Consider the following 16,816-nt stretch of genomic DNA (forward strand, 5'->3'; position numbering starts at 1 on the left):
TGCGGCGCGCGCCGCATGCCGGGAAACGGTGCAATCTTGGATGTCTACGTGGAGATCCAGGACCGTCGCCGTTTCCCTACGCTGGTGCGAACCAGGTCAGGTTCCAAGGGTCTTTCTCAGCTCCCGCCACGCCGGCCGGAGCACCCCTAACGGGAATCACCGCCTTTTTAGCACTGGGCGGAAAGACGATCAAGTCCTTCCCTGCCCCGGATCCTCAACCGAGGCGAAACTCGGGAATGTCGAACCAGAAACCGTGACCGTTGGCGGCGTCGATCTCGGCCTGCACGATGGTTCCATGGCCTTCCTCGATCTCGAGGAAGCGGGCGAAGAGCCGCCGCCCCTGGCCGTCGAGTTCATCGACCATGCGGCGGTAGAAATCGGAGGTCTCCTGCTCGACCTTCAGCGCCTTCTCCAGCAGACGAACCTCGTCCTTACCGATCGGCGAGGTTTTGTTCAGCTTCTCGCCGAGCTGCCGGGTCTTCGCCTCGATCTCCCCGGCGGGGGGCACGGCGCTCTCCAGCACCTCGTCGGTCAGGGTACCGCTCTCCTTCCACTCGGCCAGCCGGCGGCGCAGGTAGGCGATATGGCCGGCCTCCTCACGAGCCAGGGTGCCGAAGACCCGCCGGCCGACCTCGTCGCCGGCCCTGTCATGGGCTTCCTTGTAGGCGGCGTGCACCCGGGTCTCGTATTCGATGGCAGTCGTGATGGCTTCTTCGAGGGTCATGGCGGCGGATCTCCTGGCGGGGACTGTGACGGGCAGCAGTTTCCCGCATAGGACCGGCCGTGTCCAGCAACTCCATCCGCCGGCCTACCGGACAGCACCCGCCACGGCCGGCCAAACTCCTCCGGCTGACGGGGAATTCGCGATTGGACAACCACTTCGCGGAAACCTAGGTTCTGATCGGAGGGCTTGAGGGTGCCATGAGCCGACTCGACTCCGCCTTTCGCGAAGTGACCGTTCGCCGCTGGCTTCAGTGGGCCGCGCTGTGCTGGTCCGCCCTTGCCCTCGGTGCCCTGACCCTGAGTCTGCTGACATTCCTGCAGAGTGACAGGCAGCAAGCCGTAGCGGCCGCACGCACGGCCCTCGAAACAGACCTGCTCTACCGCTCCAGGGCCGCCTCGAAGGGTGGCCTGTACGTTCCCCTAACCGAGGAAACACCCCCCAATCCGCACCTGGACGAGGCATCCCGCACGTTGAACATCGAGGGCGGCGGCCAACTCGTGAAGGTGAACCCGGCCTACATGACGCGCCAGATCGAAACGCTCCGCGACAAAAAGGCACACATCACCGGCCGCATGACCAGCCTCCACCCGCTCAGCAAGGCCAATATGGCCGTCGGATGGGAGCGCGAGGCCCTCCAACGCCTCGAACGCGGCGAGCCCGAGGTGGTCACCTTCGGCCGGCGGGGCCGTCGCACCATTGCCCGGGTCATGTGGCCGCTCCGCATGGAGCGGAGCTGCGCCGCCTGCCACGACAGCCAGTGGGACGTCGTCGGCGCCGTCAGGGGGGGGCTGACCATCGAGATCCCCGTTCCGCCGGTTTCGACGTCTTTCGCCAAGTGGTCGAAGTCCCTGGGGCTCACCCTGCTGGTGGCCTGGCTCGTCGGCCTGATCGGCCTCTCCTACACCCGCGAGCTGCTCGCCCGTCGCCGGGCGGAGATCCTGGGCGCCGCGGCCGCCGTCAAAGAGAGCGAGCAACGCCTCAACCTGGCTATCCAGGGCGCCGACACCGGCCTATGGGACTGGAATCTGAAGAACGGGAAGATCGTCATCAACGACCTGTGGGCCCGCATGCTCGGCTACGAAGCCCACGAGATCAAGGCGCACTCTGAGTTCTGGAAGCAGCGTATCCACCCCGAGGACAGCGAGTGGGTGCTCGCCGAACTCCAACGCCACCTGGAAGGCAAGACGCCCATGTTCCGGGCCGAGTATCGCCTGCGCCACCGCAACGGTGAGTGGGTCTGGATCCTCGACACCGGGCGTGTGGTCGAACGGGATCAGAACGGCCAACCGATCCGCATCGCCGGCACCCACGTCAACATCACCTCCCTCAAGCGCATGGAGTTGAGAGTCCGTGCTCACGCGCGTTTCTCCCGCGCCTCGGCCCGCATCGGTGAAATGATTCTCCTGCGCAGGGAGCCCCAGCTCGTCAACGATTCCGCGTGCCGCGAGCTGGGCGACGCCCTCGAAGCTCCCTTCGCCGCACTCCTCCGGCCCTACAGGGGCAACCAGATCCTCGGGATCACGGCCGCCTTTGAACGCGACTCCGAACCAGGCCAGCGGGAGGTGGCCGTCGATGAACGCCTCGCCGCCGGGCGCGCCTTCCAGCGCGGCCGGACGGTCATCATCGAAGACCTCGACGACCCTGACAACGAGCCCGCCAGTGATCTCCTCGGTTCGCGCGGCTTGCGGGCAGGCATCTTCGTTCCCTGCCAGGAGGGAGACGGACCGCTCGGCGTGCTCGTCGTCGGCCTGCGCGAACCCCACGCCTTCTCCCGCGAAGAGGTGCTCTTCGTCGAATCGATCGCCCGCCAGATCGTCCTCTCGGCGGTCACCAGCCGAACCGAGCGCGAAAGGGAACTCCTGGCGCGGGCCATCGAGCAAACCCGGGACGCGGTCGCGGTCAGCGACAAGCAAGGAAAGCTGCTTTACGTCAATCCCGCGTGTGAGAAAGTCACCGGCATCGCCCGGAACAAACTCCTCACGATGAATCTCCGCGACTTGGCCGAGCCCGAAGGCGGGGCTTCCGTGTTCGAGCAGATCTTCACCCAGCTCGAACGAGGGCAACCCTGGCAGGGATTGCTGACGGGCCACAAGGCGGACGGCACTGTCTACAAGGAAAAGGCCGTGATCTCGCCGGTACGCGGCTCCGACGGAAAGACCGAATCCTTCGTCAAGGTCGGCCGAGACGTCTCAAGGGAACTGGAACTGGAAACCCAGCTCCAGCAATCCCAGAAGCTCGAAGCCGTCGGACAGCTTGCCGCCGGAATCGCCCACGAAATCAACACACCGACCCAATTCGTCGCGGACAATACCCGCTTTTTGAAGGATGCTTTCGGGGATCTCGAACCCCTGCTGACCACGCTCAAGGAGGAATGCCTCAAGGACGAGCCTTCCGACCTGGCCGCCAGCTTCGCGCGCCTCAAAGAAGCTCTCGAAAAGGTCGATGTCGACTACCTGCTCGAGGATGTCCCCCAGGCCGTCGCCCAATCTCTCGAAGGCCTCGAGCGCATCTCCAGCATTGTCCGCGCGATGAAAGACTTCTCCCATCCCGGCGGTACCGGCAAGGAGACCGTGGACCTCAATCGTGCGATCCGCAGTACCGTGACGGTCGCCCGCAACGAGTGGAAGTATGTCGCCGACGTGAAACTCGAACTCGACGAGGAAATGCCCCCGGTGGCCTGCAGCCACGGAGATTTCAACCAGGTGGTGCTGAACATGATCGTCAACGCCGCCCACGCCATCGCCGAAAAAGTCGGCGATGGTGCCTCCGGCAAGGGGCAGATAACGATTCGCAGCCGGGTGGAAGGTGAAGAGGCCGTAATCGAGATCGAGGACACCGGCGTCGGCATCCCCCGGGAGAATCTCTCTCGCATCTTCGACCATTTCTTCACGACCAAGGAAGTCGGCCGCGGCACGGGCCAGGGACTGGCCATCGCCCACGGGGTCATCGTTCAGCAGCACGGGGGACGTATCGAGGTCGACAGCGAGGTCGGGAAGGGAACGACCTTCCGTATCCGGCTACCCTTGCAGGCGCCGGTTACCGCTCCGGTGTGAGATCCAGGGCCTCGCGGACATCGATCACAACGGCACCTTCTTCGTCTTCTTCGATGGTGGTGATACCCGGATTGTCTTGCTCCAGGTGACGCAGGAGTCGCATCTTTTCGTCCACTTCGCGCCGCAACTCGGTGTTTTCGCGCAGCAAATCCCGATGCTCGAGGGCCTGGCGGATGCAGTAGAGCAGTTCGGTTTCCTCGCACGGCTTGAGCAGGAAGCGGAAGATCTGCCCCTCGTTGATCGCTTTGACCGCCGCGTCGAGCGTGGCCTGTCCGGAGAGAATGATGCGAATCACCTCGGGATGACTTTCGGCGGCCCGGCGAACGAGTTCACTGCCGCTCATCCCCGGCATGCGTTCGTCGCTGACCAGGACATCGACGGCTTCCGCGTCGAGAATCTCGAGGGCCTGCTCTCCCGACTGGGCTTCGAGGACCTGCATCCCCTCACGGCGAAGGCGGCGGCGCAAGGCCGCGGTCACCCGAGGTTCGTCATCGACCAGCAGGACAGTGGCGGACATGGGCTTTACTCCTCTCCCGGGGTGACGGAAGTGAAACAGGGGACTCTCACGCGGAACGGCTGCTTGATTCCCATTCCCTTGTCGAAATTCTTCAGACGCATGATCAGCGCCCCCGTCACTTCCTGGCCGCGACTGATGACGACGACTCCGTTGACGGCCAGGACGTCTTCATCGAGAACCATCCCCGGCGCCAGGTCGCGCAGGTTCACGGCGCGCACGGTCATCGACTGTTCTTCGGAGGCGTCGTACTCCCTGAGCAGAGCGAGATGCTCTTCGGGGAACGGAGGGTCCGCGCCAGCCAATTCGGCGATGGCGAGCTTGGGCGTCAGGCCCCTGCTGACCAGATCGTCGAAACGCGCCGCCACGCGAATCAACCCCGCCCCCAGGCGCACCGCTTCGTCTTCCGTATAGGGTTCGACGAGATTCGAGGGATCGTTCTGGCAGGCGATCATCGCCGCCACGCGTTCGAGCCGCGGAATCTCCCGCAGCAGGAAGTAGCTGGTCCGAGGATGATGAGCGACCATCTCAGCCTCGTCCTCGCTGACCTCCTGCCCGGCGAAGACCTTCTGCAGAGTCTCCGCCGGGATCGTTGCGCATCCCACCTGGGACAGCAGACCGGCCAACTCGAACTCCCAGGGATCGGGAGGCTGAAGCCGACCGACCAGCCACGCAACACAGCGCTTGATGCGCGCGGCGCGGGAAAAGGCGACGGGATTGACCATGCCGAGCAGGTCCACCAGCGCCTTGACGCTGCTCGATAGAGTCTGCTCGAGAAGCTGCTTTTCCGCCGTGACCAGCCGGTATTGCTCGAGAGCATCATCGAGCGCGGCGATCAGTTCGTCCCGCGAAATGGGCTTGGGGAGAAAGCGAAAGATCTTCGACGAGTTGATCGCCCCGATCACGGCGTTCATCTCGGCCTGCCCGGTGAGCATCATGCGCACCGACTGCGGACTGGTTTCCCGCACCTTGGCCAGGAATTGCACGCCGTCCATGCCGGGCATGCGGTAGTCCGAAACCACGACCGCAAAGGGACCCTCAGTCTCGATCATCTCCAGCCCGGCTTCTCCTCCTTCCGCGGTGAAGACATCGAAATTCCGCCGCAGGTTGCGCCGAATCCCGGAGAGAATGTTGACTTCGTCATCGACGAAGAGGATGCGCTTCATTTCATGCGTCCTCGGCGACCGCTTGAATCTCTTCCACCATTTCGCGCCACCGCGGCCACCGGTCCACCAGCCCCAAACTGCGCAGGTAGTCGGTATCGATGGCCGCGGCGCCGGTCTTGCCCGAAGACAAGGCGTTGGCAACGTGGACCCAGGTCAGGGTCGTCACTCCCTCGGCGTGACAGTCGGAAGGCCGATGGTGAAAGGCAATCGCCTCGACCACCGTGTTGGGCAAGCCCCAGACGCTCATCAGGAAGGCCCCGACAGCAGCATGGTCCGCTCCCAGCAGCGCCACCTCTTCGGCCGGATCGTAGTGGCCCGCCTGGCACTGCTGGAGAACCTTCTCATACTCGTCGGGGAGGTTGATCGCCAGGATCACCTTGCCGGCATCATGCAGAAGACCGGCGGTGAAGGCATCTTCGACTTCGGCGGTGCTCGCTCCCTCCTCCTTGACCATCCGCCGTGCGAGGCTGGCCACATCGTTTCCGTGCCGGGAGATCTCCTCCAGGCGGAAACGGTTGACCAGTGACTTGTCCGCCTCGCTGAACACGCCCTCGCGAAGAACCAGGGATGACAGCGAAGCGATGCCCAGGTAGCCGACCGCCCGTTCGGCGTTGTGGATCTCCTGGGGGAGCCCGAAGTATGCGGAGTTCACCAGGCGCAGGACTTGGGCGGTCATGGCCGGATCCTGCATGACCAGACGGGCGACCGCCGGAAGCGAGGCGTCCTCCTTGCCCAGTTCCTCGACCAGTGCGGCAAAGAGGCTCGGCACACTCGGCAGATGGTCCATCTTGCCCACCAGCGAACGCAGGTTCTCATCGGCCAGCAGGCCGCGCAGGGCCTGGGCCCGGCTGATGGTACTGCGCAGCGTGGACGCGTCGCAGGGCTTGGTCAGGTACTGATGGGAGGGGCCCACCGAGGACAACACGAGTTCGATCTCGGAATAACCGGAGAGCACGATGCGCAGCATTTCCGGGTGGCGCCGACGAACTTCCGCGAGGAGCTGGGATCCGTCCATGCCGGGCATGCGCATGTCGGAAACGATCACGTCGAAGGGCTGCTTTTCGAGCATCTCCAGGGCTTCGGCGCCCGACTCGGCGAAAGCCGTCTCCCATTCGTCGCGCATGGAGTGCAGCATGCGCCGGAGACCGGCGAGGATACGGGGCTCATCATCGACGAAAAGAATGCGAAGTTTCATCGGCACTCCTCACCTGGCAACCGCCAGGGACTCAAACCCACCCTCATGGGTCTAATCTGGGTCCTCGGTCCACGTGAAGCACGTTCCGCAGTGACGAAAAGAAACCTCAGGCAACAACGGCGGCGCAAAATAATCGCAAGGGCTTACGGGTAACCCAGGCGGCCGGGTGGTGCGCCGACCCCGTCTACGCGATGCGAGGGGCCGGGATTCCAAGGCCGCCGTGGCCGCCGGAAGCTCGGTTTCCCCCACGCAAGAGGCTCCTGGAGCGGGCTGCTAGACGTTGCCGCAGAACCAGGCCTCGGCCTGCGCCCGCTCTGCGAGCAGGGGCCAGTCGGGCAGGGAGGCGAGGACGGCGTCGCCGTAGCGGCGGGTGCGCACCCGCACGTCGAGCAGGGCCAGAAGGCCCCGGTCCCGGCGGCTGCGGATCAGGCGACCGAGGGCCTGGCGCAGGGAGATGACCGCGTCGGGCAGGGAATCTTCCATGAAAGGATTGCCCCCCCGGCGCCGGATCGCCTCGCCCCGGGCGGCGACCAGGGGGTCGTCGGGCACGGCGAAGGGGAGCTTGTCCACGATCACCAGGGACAGGGCCCTCCCGGGCACGTCGATTCCCTGGCGGAACGAAGCCGTGCCCAGCAGCACCGAATGCACCTCCCGGCGGAAGGTTTCCACCAGTCGCTCCCGCGGGGACTGACCCTGTACGAGCACCGGCCATTCCAGGCGACCGGGCAGTTCCGCAGCCGCTTCTTCCAGCGCCCGGTGGGAGGCGAAGAGCACCAGTGCCCGCCCCCGGCTGATCCGGATCAGGGCCTCGATCTCGTCCAGCGAGCGGCGGGGGTAATCGGGGTGCCGCGGTTCAGGAAAATCCCGGGGGACGTAGAGCGCCGCCTGCTTGCGATGGTCGAAGGGGGAGGAGACGATCACCCTCTCCGCCCCGGGCAGACCGAGCTGCCGGCAGGCGCGATCGAGCCGCCGGGCCACCGACAGGGTCGCGCTGGTGGCGACCACCGAGGCGCAGGAGCGGGCCAGGGTGGATTCGAGCAGGGGGCCGACATCGATCGGCCAGGAGGCGATCACCGCACCGCGTCGTCCCTGGGCCTCGACCGTCACCACCCGCGTCTCGCCCTGGCCGGAGAGCAGGGAGGCCAGGGTCTCGGCCTGCTGAAGGCAGCGTGCCGCCACCAGGGCGCGCTCCTCGCCGCGCTCCCCCGCCCCCCCCACGGCGGAGGCCAGTTCCGCCCAGCCCGCTTCGAGATCTTCGACCACCTCGCGCTCGGCCTCCAGCCCGGCACGCTCGAGACGTACCCGCCCCCGACCGGCCGGAGGCCGCAGGCGGGCGAAAAGTCTTCGGGCCCGGCGCTCCAGTTCCCCGGCCACCAGGGGATCCTCCCCCAGTCGCTCGAGTTCCTCCGCCGCGTCCCGCGCCAGGTCCGTCACCATGCGCAGGCTGAGGCGCTCGCCGAAGTGGGAGGCAGCGACTTCCGGAACCAGGTGGGCCTCGTCCAGTACGACCGCCTCCGCTTGGGGAAGAATCTGGCCGGCCCCGCTGTCCTTGAGGGCGAGATCGGCCAGCAACAGGTGGTGGTTGGTCACTACGAGCTTCGCCTGCTGGGCCCGGCGGCGGGCGGCGTAGAGAAAGCAGCGATCGAAGAAGGCGCAACGGCTGCCGATACAGGTCTCGCTGCGGGCATCGAGACGGGACCAGAGGGAGGAGCGATCCGGCAGAACCCCGACTTCGGCACGGTCACCCGTGACCGTGGACCCGGCCCAACGGCGAATCTCCTGGAAGACGGGCACTTCCTCGGCATGCCCCAGGGTGGGCTCCACCTCGGCATCCTCCAGGCGCTTGAGGCAGAGGTAGTTCTCCCTCCCCTTGAGGACGGCGACCCCCGGATCCCGTCCCGCCACCCGGCAGGCCGCCGGCACCTCCCGCTCGAGAAGCTGGTCCTGAAGGGCCCGGGTGCCGGTGGAAAGAATCACCTGGCGGCCGCTGAGGACCACCGGCACCAGGTAGGCCAGGGACTTGCCGACCCCCGTCCCGGCCTCCACCACCAGGTGCCGCCCCTCGGTCAGGGCCCGGGCGACGGCCCGGGCCATGGCCTGCTGGCCGGCCCGGTATTCGTAATCCGTTCGCAGGCGACTGAGGGTTCCCCCCTTGCCGAAGACCCGCTCGAGACCCTCCGGGCCGGCCTTCATCGGTGTGCGCTTCCCGACCCGCTCAAGCGGAATCGCCGGGCAGGGCCCGCCGGCGCTCCGGGTAGAGCGGGAAGCCCTCGCAGAGGTCGATGACCTCGGCCCGCAGCCGGGCCAGCTCGGCGTCGTCCTCCCGGTGGCGCAGGGCGCGGGCGATCAGCCCCGCGATGACCTGCATCTCGCCCTCCTTCATACCGCGGGTGGTCAGTGCCGGGGTTCCCAGCCGCAGGCCCGAGGCGAGCGCCGGCGGATTGGGGTCGAAGGGGATGGTGTTCTTGTTGGTGGTGATGTTCACCCGATCGAGCACGACCTCGGCGTCCTTGCCGGTCATGCCTTCCCTGAAGACATCGACCAGCAGCAGGTGGGTGTCGGTCCCGCCGGAGACGATACGCAGCCCCTCCTCGGCCAGGGCTGTGGCCAGCGCCTCGGCGTTGGCCATCACCTGCCGGCAATACTCTTTGTATTCCGGCTGCAGGGCCTGCCGGAAGGCGATCGCCTTGGCGGCGATCACGTGCATCAGCGGTCCCCCCTGGAGACCGGGAAAGACCACCCTCTGCATGTCCTTGTAGAACTTCTTCCGGCAGAGGATCAGCCCGCCTCGAGGCCCGCGCAGAGTCTTGTGGGTGGTGGAGGTGACGAAATCGAAGTGGGGCACGGGGCTGGGGTGGAGCCCGGCGGCGATCAACCCCGCCGGATGGGCGATGTCGGCCATGGTCAGGGCCCCGACCTCGTCGGCGATGGCCCGAATGCGCTCCCAATCGATGAAGCGCGGGTAGGCGCTGGCGCCGGCGACGATCAGCTTGGGACGATGCTCCCGGGCCAGGCTCTCAAGCTGGTCATAGTCGATGCGCTCGTCTTCCCGCCGCACACCGTAAGCCACGAAGCGAAACAGCCGCCCGGAGAGGTTGAGGGGATGGCCGTGGGTCAGGTGCCCGCCGTGGCTCAGGTCGAGACCCAGCACCGTATCGCCGGGCTCGAGGACCGTGAAGTAGACCCCCTGGTTGGCCTGGGAGCCGGAATGGGGCTGCACGTTGGCCCGTTCGGCGCCGAAGAGCTGCTTGGCCCGGTCGCGGGCCAGGACTTCCACCTCGTCGGCATGCTCGCAGCCGCCATAGTAGCGTCGACGGGGGTAGCCCTCGGCGTACTTGTTGGTGAACACCGAACCCGCGGCCGCCAGCACCGCTTCGCTGACGAAGTTCTCCGAGGCGATCAGCTCGAGATGTGTGTGCTGGCGCACGGCCTCGTCCCGAATCGCGCGGGCCGTATCGGGATCGGCCTGCCACAGGGCTTCATACATCGCTTCGTACATCACTCGCTCCCCGGGCCGTCGGCCCCGTCGGCAGCGGCGGGCGGGGCGTCGATCTGCTCCACCCGGCGCTGGTGCCTGCCCCCCTCGAAGGGCGTCGCCAGAAAGGTGTCCACGATGGCCTCCGCAAGCCCCACGCCGCTGACCCGGGAACCCAGGGCGAGAACGTTGGCATCGTTGTGTGCGCGAGCATAGCGCGCGTCGTATTCACTGGTGCAGCGGGCGGCACGAACCCCCGGCACCCGGTTGGCGGCCATCGAGATGCCCAGTCCCGTCCCACAGATCACCAGGCCCCGATCGGCCCGTCCCGCGGCCACCGCCGCGGCCACCGCCCGACCGTATTCCGGATAGTCGCAGCTTTCCTCGGAAGCCGTGCCCAGGTCGAGGACATCGGCTCCCGCGGCGGCAAGGCGGGCGGCGAGATGCTCCTTGAGCCGGTAGCCGGCGTGATCCGAGCCCACGGCGATGCGCATGGCTGCTTCCTCCCCGGCGCGCGCTGTCCGGCGCCGGCCCCGATTGTACTCGCACCACCGCGGACCTTGCCGCTCCCCGACCGGGGAGCCATCTTTCCCCCATGGCCAGCGTGGTGAGCATCGACACCGATCTCTGCGAAAACGAACAGGTTTGCGAGGCGGTCTGCCCCGAGCCGGTCTTCCGTATCGAGGACGGCGTCGTCCGGATCGTCGACGCCGGCAGCTGCACGATCTGCTTCAAGTGCGCCGAGAGCTGCCCCAACGGCGCCATCGAACTCGACTACTGATCCCCCGGGGCGCCCCTTCCGCCGCCTCCCCTTCCATTGACGGACGGCTCCGGCGATCCCATGAGCACCCTCGGTCGGCCGGTGTACCATTACGGCGACCCGGGAAAGCCGGATGGAGGGAGCCGCCATGCGGGAGTTCGTCGAACTGAAGGAAAAGATCAACCGCCTGCTCGACGAGGCCCTCGGCCGCCTCGAGCCATCGTCCGAGACCGGCGGAGCCGGCGACTGGAGCCCGCGGGTCGACCTCTACGAGTTGCCCGACCGCATTCTGCTCCGCGCCGACCTTCCGGGCATGGATCCCGCCGACATCGACGTGCGCCTGGAGGACGGTCAACTGGTCCTCTCCGGCCGCCGCCGCCCCCCCGGCGATGTGGATCCGGCCACGGCAAGACGCATCGAAAGGCCCTTCGGCTCTTTCCTCCGCCGTTATGCCCTGCCTGACGGGATCGACCCGGAGGGCGTGCGGGCCGGCTACGGCGGCGGGGTGCTCGAAGTGGTCCTGCGCCGCCAACAAGAGACCTCCGTTCGCCGCATTCCCGTTCAGAGCTGAGTCCCCCAGACGGCCCGGCCCCTGGCAACCCCGCCCCTCGAGGAGAACGCCGCCGATGACCTCCCGCTCCCTGCCCGCCGTCGCACTGACCGTCCTGGCCGTGGCCCTCGCCGGCACCGTCGCCGGTGCCCCGCCGGTATCCCGCCGCACCCCCGTGGTCGACGCCGTGGAGCGGGTCTCCCCGGCGGTGGTGAACATCTCCACCGAGGTGATCGTCCGCAACCCCTATGCCCGCACGCCGGACATCTTCGACTGGTTCTTCGGCGGCGGCCCGCGGCGCGGCCGCCAGTATTACGTGGAGAATTCCCTCGGCTCGGGGGTGATCGTCGACTCGCGCGGCTACGTCCTGACCAACAACCACGTGATCGCCGCCGCCAGCCGCATCACGGTGACCTTCGTCGACGGTAAGCAGGTGGAGGCCGACCTGGTCGGATCGGACCAGGCCACGGACCTGGCCGTCCTCAAACTCCAGGGCGAGGGTCCCTGGCCCTCGGTGGCCATGGGCAGTTCCGCGGACCTGATGGTGGGTGAGACCGCCATCGCCATCGGCAATCCCTTCGGACTGCAGAGTACCGTCACCACCGGCGTGATCTCGGCCACCGGCCGCATGCTCCCCGGGCCCGACGAGGGGGCCATCCCCTTCGCCGATTTCATCCAGACCGACGCCGCCATCAACCCCGGCAATTCCGGCGGCGCGCTGCTGAACATCCGCGGCGAGCTGATCGGCATCAACACCCAGATCGTCGCCAAGGGCCAGAACCTGGGCTTTGCGATCCCCATCGACCGGGCCCGTAAAGTGCTCCGGGAGCTGAGGGATTACGGCTACCTGCGCCCGGCCTGGACCGGCCTGGTGGTCGAGGACCTCGATCGCCAGTTGGCCGAGTACTACGGCATGGAGTCCCGGGAAGGTGTGCTGGTGGTCAAGATCTACCGCGACTCGCCGGCCACCGAGGCCCACTTTCGCCTGGGCGATGTGATCATCGCCGTCGGCTCGCGGAAAGTCACCAACATCGCCGACTGGGATACCGCCATCGCCCAGGTGGAGTACGGCCGGCGGGTCAACGTCCGCCTGGTGCGCAAGGGGGAGGAGGTCGTCCATCCCTTGCGGGTGGTGGCCTTCCCCGCGGAGCGTGCCGAAGATTTCGCCTGGAGCGTGCTGGGATTCACGGTCACCGACCGCCGCGGGCTGGTGGTCATCGACAAGGTCCGCGCCCATTCCAAGGCGGCGGAGATCGGCCTGGTCTCGGGGCTCGCCGTTCGCAGCCTCGCCGGCCACAAGGTCCGCAGCGCCAAAGAGTTCTACGAGTTCGTGCCGCAGATTCTCTACCGCCGGTCCGCCGACCTGGTGATTGCCGCGCGGCGGGGGCTCTACCGCATTCCGCTACCCATTCGCTGAACACCCAGGAAGACGAGAGACGAAAACGATGAGCGAGACGAAATCCCGCCACCCCGACCCCGAAGAGCTGGCCGAAAACGCTCCGGACGAGGTACGCATCCACGACCACCGCCGCTTCACCCCGGAAGGCGAGCTGCGCACCCAAGCCGACGAAAACGACGCCTCTGCCACCGGGGAGAGCGCCGCGAGCGAGGATCTCGCCGACACCGTGGAGACGAGGGATGACGCCCTGGCGGCCCTCGAGGAACGAGCCGCCCGGGCGGAGGAGAAGCTCCGTCGCTACGCGGCCGCCTATGACCAGGCCCGGGAAGACGCCGAGGCCTTGCGCCGTCGCCTCGAGCGTGATTTCGAGCAGCGCGTCCGCGAAACCCTCTCCCGCACCTTCCTCGGCATCCTCGGCGCCCTCGACAACCTCGAGCGCACCTTCGAACACGCCGAGGCCGGCCCCCTCCTCGACGGGGTCAAGCTGGTCCACAAGCAGATCCTCGACCTGCTCGAAACCGAAGGCGTCGAGCGCCTGGAAGTGGTCGGGCGGCCCTTCGATCCGGAGGAGGCCGAAGCCGTGATGGCCACCCCGGCGGAGGAAGGCCAGGAAAAAGGCCACGTCATCGAGGAACTGCGCCCGGGCTACCGTTTCGAGGGCAAGATCCTGCGGCCCGCCCAGGTGCGCGTCGCCTCCTGAACCGCGTCACGAGGCGGGTTGAACATCCCAGGTCTCGTCACCCTCGATCCAGCTCAGAAGGTAGTGCCGCCCCCCGACCCGCACGACCGACTCGTAACGAATCGGCAGGGCGGGGTCGGGAGCCGCGATCAGCCGCCGCTGCAGGGTGGCCTCGATGGGATACATACGCCCATGGGGGTCGACGAGCATCCGCGGCTCTCCCGGGGGCACCCCTTGCGACCGGGCAATCACTCGCCACCGTGGAAAAGTGATGACCTGTCCCATGCCCAAACTCCCTTCTTCCCTCGAAGGCAATCTGGGCAGGCGCAGCAGCCCCGGCAACGATGGCAGAAAGCACGGTACAGGCCGGGCGACAACGTACCAGGACGGATGGCCCCCGCCAGACGGCTACGCGTTTTCTTCCAGCGCGGTGGCGATCAGTTCCCGGGCCTGCGGGGCGAGAGACGAGGGCACCTGGACCTCCACCTGCCCCAGGCCGTCGAGAGTAAAGCCATGGGTCAGCCGCAAAGACTCGCCGCGCAGGCAAGAGGTGATGCCGTGGGAATCGAGGAACGAGCGGATCACCTGCGCCTCCCCCTCGCCCTGGGCGGTGTAGACGGTGACGGGATCATCGGTCAATGGCCTGGCCATGGTTTGCATTCTCCTGCCGGACGAAGCAACCCACCGCTCCCACGCCCTGCTGTTATAGCAGATAAGCCGCCGCGAAGCCGACCTGGGCGGCCATCATCATCAGGTACATGTGAGTCCAGGAGGGGTGGTTCTCGGTAGTGGCCATGGCTTCGGGATCCCGCAGGATGAGCCAGACGGTGTAGCTGCCCCAGGCGGCCAGGCCCAGCCCCAGCAACACCAGGGCCAGGGGGTTGCCGGTCAATACGGCGTGGGCCCCGGCCGGGTCGAGGGGGTCGGGCAACCAGACACCGAGGGGCACCAGCAGCCAGGGCAGAACGAACGACGGGGCCATCATCCAGGCCGCCGTCCTCACCCCGAAGCGAAGCGGCAGGGTGCGGCAGCCCCCCGCCAGGTCGCCCTCCATGTCGGAGAAATCCTTGGTGGACGCCGCCCCCACCAGGAAGAGGGCGAAGATCAGCCCGATGTACCACGGCTCGAGGGCCAGCACCGGACCGACCATCGACCACCCCGCCACCTTGAGCAGCATGCCCCGTGGAACGGCGATGGTCAGGTTGGCGCCGAGGGCGTGACGCTTGGTGCGCCCCAGGACCGGAGCCGAGTAGACGAAGGTGAAGGCCATCCCGGCCAGGTAGATGAAAAAACAGGCGTGGCCGGCCAGGATCCGGACGATGAAAGGCGCTCCTTCGAGCATCCCCGGCGGAATCAACCAGCGATCCGCCAGGCCCCGCGCCGGGTAGATCACCACCAGCCAGGTGGGGAGCACCGCCGCAGCGTAGAGCAGCCAGGTATAGCCCCAGGCGGCCCGAAGCGAGATCCTCCCCGCCGGCAGCATGCGCTCGGGCTTGTTGATGCGATCGATCTCCAGGTCGTAGATCTGGTTGATCACGTTACTCGCCGCGTTGAGCAGGGCCGCGCAGAGCGAACCCAGCAGGACGGTGAGGATCACCGAGAGATGAAGCTCGCGCGCCGGATCCGGGTTCCAGTAGGAGCCCCACGCGCAGATCGCGCCGGAGATCACCCCGAGTGTCGGGGGCAAGAGTGTGAAGGGTCGGGTGAAGCGGATGTACTCCACCAGCCCACCGGTCCCGCCGGTGGCGGGGACTGTGCTCTGACTCACGGGGTGACTCCTTCGGCTCACAGCGCCGCCGGGCGGCCAGCGATGGTAGGCCACAACCGCCGGCGGCGTCGAGCGCACGCCCCCCACGGAGGCCTGAACACCCGCGCCGGACTCGAGCCGTACTCCGCGGCGCGCCCGGCGCCGGGCCGGTCCGGAGCCGGCCGGCGCGCCTGTCGGCCGCGGGGTTCAGAGTCCATGCACCAGGGCCATGGCCACCACCCCCCCCACGAGGGTGTTGAGGAAGTTCTGCGCCTCGTTGTCGATCCGGGCTCGACGCTCGAGCAGAGCGCCGAGATAGCTCTCGAGAGTCGTCCCGATCCAGGCGGCGAGCACGACCCAGGCGACGGCCGCCGGGGAGATCAACCCCATCCCCCAACCCAGCAGAGCCACCACCAGCGACCCGGCGACGCCTGCCAGGGTCCCCTCGAGACTGACCGCGCCATCGGTGCCTCGCGGAACCGGACGGAAGGTGGTGACCAGGTAAGTCCGGCGGCCATAGGCCTGGCCGATCTCCGAGCCCAGGGTGTCGGCGGTGGCGGTGGCGAAGGCCGCGACAAGCGCCAGCCAGTAGGGCCCGGGCTCGGCGCTGCCCGCGGCGAGCAGGGCGAAGAGGGCCCCCGCACCGGCATTGGCCCAGGCGTTGGCGGCCCCCCGGGCGCCCCCCTTCTCCTGGGCGGTGCCCTCCCTGATCTTCGTCCCATAGCCCACCCGGGTGGCGGCGCTGCCCAGGAAGAAAAAGGCGAAGAGCATCAGGAAGCCGCCCGCGCCAGCGAAAACCCAGATCGCCGTCCCGAGCACGACCCCGTGGAGCAGGCCCGAACGGTCCACCGAACCAGCCTTCCACGCGGCCACCCCCAGCAGCAGGTTGACGGCCACCGCCGCCAGCACGCGGCCGACGAACACGTCCTTCCGCTCCACCAGCACCTGGGGGTCGATGGAAAGCGCCGCGTAGAGCAGGGCCCCGCCGCCCACCGAAACCACGATGTTGTCGTCCAGGCCCAGGGGGAGGCTCTCGACCACCGCCATCACGGCGGCCACGAGCAGCAGGGGCAGCAGCCAGGCGGCTTCCATCGTCACGCCCAGCGTCCAGCCGTAAAGGGTGGCGGAACCGGCTCCGCCAAAGGCCGCGAAGGCCAGCAGGCCGACCCAGGACTTCTGGGGATTCCACGGCAGGCTGCCGCCACGGCCTCGCGCCAGGATGCCCGCCACCGTGGCCATACCATCACCGAAAGCCAGCAGCCCCCAGGCCGCAGCGACGATTTCGAGGTGCCCGGGGAAGATCAGCACCAGGGCCAGGATGCTGGCGGGATAGAGCACGATGCCCAGGTCGTGTCCCCGCTCGGAAGCGGTCCCGCGGAAGATGCGCCGGCCGCCGTAGCGGGGCAGCACGAAGAGGTTGTGGACCAGGGCCCCGCAGGCCAGCAGCGCCGCCTGCCAGGGCGTCAACCACACGAGCAGGAAGGCAAAGCCTCCCATGGCCACATGCACACCCTTGCGCGCCATTTCCCGACCGATGGACGACATCACCCGCTC

At 67.5% G+C, this 16,816-nt stretch carries 16 protein-coding genes and 1 riboswitch; of the genes, 5 read left to right on the forward strand and 11 right to left on the reverse strand.

Going from position 1 to position 16,816, the window contains the following annotated elements:
• Positions 1-56 precede the first annotated feature (56 nt).
• A riboswitch (TPP riboswitch) is annotated at positions 57-158 on the reverse strand.
• 56 nt (positions 159-214) lie between these two features.
• Positions 215-724 carry a ferritin family protein gene (locus tag Q9Q40_02390; GenBank protein MDQ7006060.1) on the reverse strand — a complete coding sequence of 170 codons (510 nt, stop codon included), beginning with the start codon at positions 722-724 and terminating at the stop codon, positions 215-217.
• 197 nt (positions 725-921) lie between these two features.
• On the opposite strand from Q9Q40_02390, the gene Q9Q40_02395 reads away from it, so the two are divergent.
• A complete protein-coding gene (locus Q9Q40_02395; protein ID MDQ7006061.1) occupies positions 922-3,777 on the forward strand; it encodes a PAS domain-containing protein in 2,856 nt (951 codons plus the stop codon).
• On the opposite strand, the gene Q9Q40_02400 is transcribed toward Q9Q40_02395, so the two are convergent.
• From Q9Q40_02400 to rpiB, 6 genes are all read right to left on the reverse strand, one after another.
• Positions 3,761-4,294 carry a response regulator gene (locus Q9Q40_02400; GenBank protein MDQ7006062.1) on the reverse strand — a complete coding sequence of 178 codons (534 nt, stop codon included), beginning with the start codon at positions 4,292-4,294 and terminating at the stop codon, positions 3,761-3,763. The two genes, Q9Q40_02395 and Q9Q40_02400, sit on opposite strands and share 17 nt — an antisense overlap.
• Before the next feature lie 5 nt (positions 4,295-4,299).
• A complete protein-coding gene (locus Q9Q40_02405; GenBank protein MDQ7006063.1) occupies positions 4,300-5,457 on the reverse strand; it encodes a response regulator in 1,158 nt (385 codons plus the stop codon).
• 1 nt (position 5,458) lies between these two features.
• On the reverse strand, positions 5,459-6,652 hold the full coding sequence (locus Q9Q40_02410) for a response regulator (GenBank protein MDQ7006064.1): 1,194 nt from the start codon (positions 6,650-6,652) through the stop codon (positions 5,459-5,461).
• A 273-nt stretch (positions 6,653-6,925) separates the two neighbouring features.
• Positions 6,926-8,845: an ATP-dependent DNA helicase gene (locus Q9Q40_02415; GenBank protein ID MDQ7006065.1), complete on the reverse strand. Its 1,920-nt coding sequence runs from the start codon at positions 8,843-8,845 to the stop codon at positions 6,926-6,928.
• Positions 8,846-8,867: 22 nt separating this feature from the next.
• Positions 8,868-10,151: a serine hydroxymethyltransferase gene (gene glyA, locus Q9Q40_02420; protein ID MDQ7006066.1), complete on the reverse strand. Its 1,284-nt coding sequence runs from the start codon at positions 10,149-10,151 to the stop codon at positions 8,868-8,870.
• On the reverse strand, positions 10,151-10,621 hold the full coding sequence (rpiB, locus tag Q9Q40_02425) for a ribose 5-phosphate isomerase B (GenBank protein ID MDQ7006067.1): 471 nt from the start codon (positions 10,619-10,621) through the stop codon (positions 10,151-10,153). The genes glyA and rpiB overlap by 1 nt, the downstream gene beginning before the upstream one ends.
• A 101-nt stretch (positions 10,622-10,722) precedes the next feature.
• Here rpiB and Q9Q40_02430 point away from each other — a divergent pair, with 101 nt between their 5' ends.
• The 4 genes from Q9Q40_02430 to Q9Q40_02445 all read left to right on the forward strand — a co-directional run bounded on the left by Q9Q40_02430 (position 10,723) and on the right by Q9Q40_02445 (position 13,536).
• Positions 10,723-10,908: a 4Fe-4S dicluster domain-containing protein gene (locus tag Q9Q40_02430; protein ID MDQ7006068.1), complete on the forward strand. Its 186-nt coding sequence runs from the start codon at positions 10,723-10,725 to the stop codon at positions 10,906-10,908.
• 112 nt (positions 10,909-11,020) lie between these two features.
• A complete protein-coding gene (locus tag Q9Q40_02435) occupies positions 11,021-11,458 on the forward strand; it encodes an Hsp20/alpha crystallin family protein (protein ID MDQ7006069.1) in 438 nt (145 codons plus the stop codon).
• Between the two features lie 55 nt (positions 11,459-11,513).
• Positions 11,514-12,854: a trypsin-like peptidase domain-containing protein gene (locus tag Q9Q40_02440; GenBank protein ID MDQ7006070.1), complete on the forward strand. Its 1,341-nt coding sequence runs from the start codon at positions 11,514-11,516 to the stop codon at positions 12,852-12,854.
• Positions 12,855-12,882: 28 nt separating this feature from the next.
• Positions 12,883-13,536, forward strand: coding sequence for a nucleotide exchange factor GrpE (locus Q9Q40_02445; GenBank protein ID MDQ7006071.1), 654 nt, complete (start codon positions 12,883-12,885; stop codon positions 13,534-13,536).
• A gap of 6 nt (positions 13,537-13,542) precedes the next feature.
• Here the strand turns inward: Q9Q40_02445 and Q9Q40_02450 are convergent, their stop codons facing one another.
• The 4 genes from Q9Q40_02450 to Q9Q40_02465 form a co-directional block, all read right to left on the reverse strand.
• Entirely contained in the window at positions 13,543-13,725 is a 183-nt protein-coding gene (locus Q9Q40_02450; GenBank protein ID MDQ7006072.1) for a hypothetical protein, read from the reverse strand.
• 198 nt (positions 13,726-13,923) lie between these two features.
• Positions 13,924-14,166, reverse strand: a complete 243-nt coding sequence (locus Q9Q40_02455; protein MDQ7006073.1) for a hypothetical protein — start codon at positions 14,164-14,166, stop codon at positions 13,924-13,926.
• 52 nt (positions 14,167-14,218) lie between these two features.
• On the reverse strand, positions 14,219-15,283 hold the full coding sequence (locus tag Q9Q40_02460) for a UbiA family prenyltransferase (GenBank protein MDQ7006074.1): 1,065 nt from the start codon (positions 15,281-15,283) through the stop codon (positions 14,219-14,221).
• A 186-nt stretch (positions 15,284-15,469) separates the two neighbouring features.
• On the reverse strand, positions 15,470-16,807 hold the full coding sequence (locus tag Q9Q40_02465; GenBank protein ID MDQ7006075.1) for a TIGR00297 family protein: 1,338 nt from the start codon (positions 16,805-16,807) through the stop codon (positions 15,470-15,472).
• Positions 16,808-16,816 lie beyond the last annotated feature (9 nt).

Source organism: Acidobacteriota bacterium, from assembly GCA_030949985.1.
GTDB lineage: Bacteria > Acidobacteriota > Polarisedimenticolia > J045 > J045 > JALTMS01.

Excerpts from the sequence above, each read along its gene's own strand:
- Q9Q40_02435 (MDQ7006069.1), top strand. The coding sequence starts at position 11,021 with ATGGAGGGAGCCGCCATGCGGGAGTTCGTCGAACTGAAGGAAAAGATC.
- Q9Q40_02465 (MDQ7006075.1), bottom strand. The coding sequence starts at position 16,807 with ATGTCGTCCATCGGTCGGGAAATGGCGCGCAAGGGTGTGCATGTGGCC.
- Q9Q40_02390 (MDQ7006060.1), bottom strand. The coding sequence starts at position 724 with ATGACCCTCGAAGAAGCCATCACGACTGCCATCGAATACGAGACCCGG.
- Q9Q40_02455 (MDQ7006073.1), bottom strand. The coding sequence starts at position 14,166 with ATGGCCAGGCCATTGACCGATGATCCCGTCACCGTCTACACCGCCCAG.
- Q9Q40_02395 (MDQ7006061.1), top strand. The coding sequence starts at position 922 with ATGAGCCGACTCGACTCCGCCTTTCGCGAAGTGACCGTTCGCCGCTGG.
- Q9Q40_02450 (MDQ7006072.1), bottom strand. The coding sequence starts at position 13,725 with ATGCTCGTCGACCCCCATGGGCGTATGTATCCCATCGAGGCCACCCTG.
- Q9Q40_02400 (MDQ7006062.1), bottom strand. The coding sequence starts at position 4,294 with ATGTCCGCCACTGTCCTGCTGGTCGATGACGAACCTCGGGTGACCGCG.
- Q9Q40_02410 (MDQ7006064.1), bottom strand. The coding sequence starts at position 6,652 with ATGAAACTTCGCATTCTTTTCGTCGATGATGAGCCCCGTATCCTCGCC.
- Q9Q40_02440 (MDQ7006070.1), top strand. The coding sequence starts at position 11,514 with ATGACCTCCCGCTCCCTGCCCGCCGTCGCACTGACCGTCCTGGCCGTG.
- Q9Q40_02415 (MDQ7006065.1), bottom strand. The coding sequence starts at position 8,845 with ATGAAGGCCGGCCCGGAGGGTCTCGAGCGGGTCTTCGGCAAGGGGGGA.
- Q9Q40_02430 (MDQ7006068.1), top strand. The coding sequence starts at position 10,723 with ATGGCCAGCGTGGTGAGCATCGACACCGATCTCTGCGAAAACGAACAG.
- rpiB (MDQ7006067.1), bottom strand. The coding sequence starts at position 10,621 with ATGCGCATCGCCGTGGGCTCGGATCACGCCGGCTACCGGCTCAAGGAG.
- Q9Q40_02445 (MDQ7006071.1), top strand. The coding sequence starts at position 12,883 with ATGAGCGAGACGAAATCCCGCCACCCCGACCCCGAAGAGCTGGCCGAA.
- glyA (MDQ7006066.1), bottom strand. The coding sequence starts at position 10,151 with ATGTACGAAGCGATGTATGAAGCCCTGTGGCAGGCCGATCCCGATACG.
- Q9Q40_02405 (MDQ7006063.1), bottom strand. The coding sequence starts at position 5,457 with ATGAAGCGCATCCTCTTCGTCGATGACGAAGTCAACATTCTCTCCGGG.